3 protein-coding genes are annotated in these 3,003 nt (G+C 34.8%); 2 read left to right on the forward strand and 1 reads right to left on the reverse strand.

The window, feature by feature from the left end:
* Positions 1-52: 52 nt before the first annotated feature.
* The gene (locus MR593_RS07495) at positions 53-661 is read right to left on the reverse strand and encodes an NUDIX hydrolase (RefSeq protein ID WP_290691517.1); all 609 of its coding nucleotides are present in this window, start codon (positions 659-661) and stop codon (positions 53-55) included.
* A 191-nt stretch (positions 662-852) separates the two neighbouring features.
* Between MR593_RS07495 and MR593_RS07500 the strand changes: the two genes are divergently transcribed.
* Both MR593_RS07500 and MR593_RS07505 read left to right on the forward strand, forming a co-directional pair.
* Complete coding sequence (locus MR593_RS07500) at positions 853-2,310, forward strand: NAD(P)/FAD-dependent oxidoreductase (RefSeq protein ID WP_290691520.1); 1,458 nt, start codon at positions 853-855, stop codon at positions 2,308-2,310.
* On the forward strand, positions 2,310-3,003 hold a 694-nt coding region (locus MR593_RS07505), incomplete at its 3' end, for an NAD(P)/FAD-dependent oxidoreductase (RefSeq protein WP_290691522.1). The genes MR593_RS07500 and MR593_RS07505, both read left to right, overlap by 1 nt.

A 3,003-nucleotide genomic window follows, 5' to 3' on the forward strand; every position in this document is an offset into this window, starting at 1 on the left:
AGAAAACTTTTTAACTCTTCTAAAATAATTAAAAGGGCATATGCCCTTTTAATTATTTTAGAAGAGTTAAAAAGTTTTCTAGGATTCTAGCTGTTATTCCCCAAATTACGTAATTTTTGTATTCATAAAATAAAACTTGATACTTCCCAACTGCGAACTTGTAGTTTTTCTTGTTTGGAATTCTGTCGTATGGAAAATCGTCGCTTGGATCTATTTTTATTTCGTTTTCGAATTCCTCTGGTGAATAATCCATTAAATAGTCTACAGGTGCAGTAAATGTGTGGTCTACTTCAGCTGTATTGATAGATAGATGCTCTGCGTTTTTTATTATTCCTACATATGGATGAATTATTAAATTTGAGTGATTTATGTACAAATCCAGAGGGGAAATTATATCTATATTTTCAGGGACTGTCCCCAATTCCTCACATGTCTCTCTAATGCATGCTTCTATTGGTTTTTCTCCTTTTTCTATTTTACCTCCAGGAAAAGAAATTTCATTTGGCTGTCTTCTCAAGGTTTTAGCTCTGACTTCAAATAAAATTTCACAGGAGTTATCTTTTTCAATCAACGGGATCAGCACAGAGGCTCTTCTCATATTTTGAAAGCCGTTTATATATGGAACGAAGTTTTTAAATTTGTCTTCTATGTCTTTAATCATGAATATTGTCGCTTCCTTTCGAAAAATAAATTTACATATAAATATTATAAACTAGAATTAAAAAAATATAAATTATTATCAAAATGAAAAAAATATGTTAAAATTAATGAAATATTATCAAAATAAGTATAAAATAATAAATAAAATACAAAATACGAGCTGATTTTGTTCGTATAAGGGGGGACTTTAAGTTGGATAAATTATATGACGTTATGATAATTGGCTCTGGAGTGGTAGGAAATGCCATTGCTAGAGAGATGTCTAGATATAATTTAAAAATAGGTGTATTAGAAAAAGAATTAGACGTGTGCAATGAGACAAGCGCTAGAAATTCTGGTGTTCTACACGCTGGATTTAACAACAAGCCTGGGACACTTATGGCTAAGTTTTGTGTAGAAGGAAATCAAGGCTTTGATCAAGTTGCCGAAGAATTAGGGGTGCCTTTTAAAAGATGTGGTAAGCTTGTAGTAGGTTTTACTGAAGAGGACAAGCAAAAATTAATCGCCATGAAGGAACAAGGTGAAAAAAACGGCGTAAAAGGTCTAGAAATAATCGGCAAAGAAAAAATAAAAGAGATCGAACCGCATATAGACGGCGAATTTGCGATGTGGTCTAAAACAACAGGTATACTGAATCCATTTTTACTTACTATAGCACTTGCAGAAAACGCGGCTGCTAATGGTGTCGAATACTATTTTGGAAATGAAGTAGTCGGCATAGAGAGAATAGATGAAGTCTACAATATAAAAACTGTAAAGGATACATACAAGACTAGATGGGTAGTAAATGCTGCTGGACTTTACAGCGATAAAGTTGCTAAGATGCTCGGTATAGACGATTATACAATTCATCCATGTAGAGGAGAGTATTTCATACTAGATGAAAAGGTCGGATCAAAATTAAGCCTTCCAGCATATCCAGTTCCAAATCCAAAGGAAGGTGGACTAGGAATTCACTTGACTCCAACAATCGATGGAAATGTATTTATAGGGCCAAGTAGTGAATATATAGACGAGAGAGACGACTACTCAGCTACTCAAAAGATAATGGATTTATTGATAAAAGACGGTGGAAGAATATTCCCGCATATAAATAGAGGAGATTTCATAAGAAATTTCGCTGGAATCAGACCTAAGCTTGCTTCAAAGGAAGAAGGGGGATACCACGATTTCGTAATAGAAAGAAGAGAAGAAGCTCCAAATACTATAAACCTTGTTGGAATTGAATCTCCAGGACTTACAAGCTCAACTCCAATCGCCAAGTATGTAGTTTCTCTAATGAAGGAAAAAGAAGAGCTTACAGTAAACGAAAGCTTCAATCCAATTAGAAAGCCTATAGTTACTTTTGCAGATAAATCTATAGAAGAAAAGGAAGCCTTAATCAAAGAAAATCCTGATTACGGCGAAATAATCTGCAGATGTCAAACTATAACTAAGGCAGAAATACTTCAAGCTATAAACAACCCACTAGGCGTCGAAACTCTAACTGGAATCAAATACAGATGTAGAGCTATGATGGGAAGATGCCAAGGTGGATATTGTGAAACTAGAATAGCAGGACTTTTAGAAGAGGTTAAAAACAAGGATAGAAAAGACGTGTTGTATTCTAGAGAAAACTCTAATATGTTTGTAGGAAAGGTGAGAGACTAATGATTGAAAATAAAGATGTAGTAATAGTTGGAGGTGGACCTGCAGGTCTTGCAGCAGCTCTTGAACTTAAAAATAAAGGAATAGAAGATATACTTATAGTAGAAAGAGAAGATAAATTAGGTGGAATACTAAAACAATGTATCCACGATGGTTTTGGTTTGACTAGATTTAAAGAAACTCTAAGCGGACCAGAATACGCAGATAGATTTATAAAAGAAGTCGAAAAACAAGGCATCGACTACATAACAGATGCAACAGTTATAGATGTAACTAACGACAAGCTTGTAATCGCCGCAACTAGAGATGGTCTAAAGCAATACAAGGCAAAGGCAGTAGTATTGACTATGGGATGTAGAGAGAGAACTAGAGGAGCTATATCAACTCCTGGTACTAGACCAGCTGGAATTTATAACGCAGGTGTAGCACAAAGATACATAAACTTGACTAATACTATGGTCGGCAAAAAAATAGTAATCCTAGGATCTGGGGATATAGGTCTTATAATGGCTAGAAGACTTACACTTGAAGGAGCTAAGGTAGAGGCTGTTGTAGAGCTTTGTCCATATGCAAATGGACTTCCTAGAAATATCGAGCAATGCTTAAATGACTTCGATATACCACTTTATCTAAGCCATACAATAACTAACATAGAAGGAAAATCAAGACTTGAAGCTGTTACAGTGAGCCAAGTTG

It is taken from the genome of Intestinibacter sp. (genome assembly GCF_022780145.1).
GTDB lineage: Bacteria > Bacillota > Clostridia > Peptostreptococcales > Peptostreptococcaceae > Intestinibacter.

Excerpts from the sequence above, each read along its gene's own strand:
- MR593_RS07495 (WP_290691517.1), bottom strand. The coding sequence starts at position 661 with ATGATTAAAGACATAGAAGACAAATTTAAAAACTTCGTTCCATATATA.